The organism is Microbacterium paludicola, from assembly GCF_015235415.1.
In the GTDB taxonomy this organism is placed as follows: domain Bacteria; phylum Actinomycetota; class Actinomycetes; order Actinomycetales; family Microbacteriaceae; genus Microbacterium; species Microbacterium paludicola.
Genome location: NZ_JADGLL010000116.1, coordinates 1 through 398, shown reverse-complemented (window position 1 = coordinate 398; position 398 = coordinate 1). Strand labels below are relative to the sequence as shown.

Below are 398 nucleotides of genomic sequence, written 5' to 3'. Positions count from 1 at the left end.
AGTTTATGATGTCACCTTTAACATGTACAATTTCTTCAGGCTTGATTGTTGCCATATCATTTTTTGTAGCCGTCCAAAATTTCGCTTCAATTTCACCACTTTTATCTTGCAAATGTAATGTCATATAATCTTTACCTTGTGCTGTTACACCCTGTGTAGCTTTATGCACTAAGAAAAAGTGATCAACTGAATCTCCGGGATTTAGATTCTCTATATTTCTCATCGTTTCCCGCCTTCCTCTATTTTGTTTAATGTAATCACTTCTTTTGATGGAACAATATTATCTTTTACACATGTAAAGTATAGTACTTGATAGTGTTCTGATAATGATCGTAAATAATTCAACATTTTTTCAGTACGCTTTTTATCAAAATGAACAAATGCATCATCAACAATTA

1 protein-coding gene is annotated in these 398 nt (G+C 31.7%); it reads right to left on the bottom strand.

What is annotated here, in order from left to right:
• On the bottom strand, positions 1-223 hold a 223-nt coding region (locus IR155_RS15785), incomplete at its 3' end, for an OB-fold nucleic acid binding domain-containing protein (RefSeq protein ID WP_228067451.1).
• Positions 224-398 lie beyond the last annotated feature (175 nt).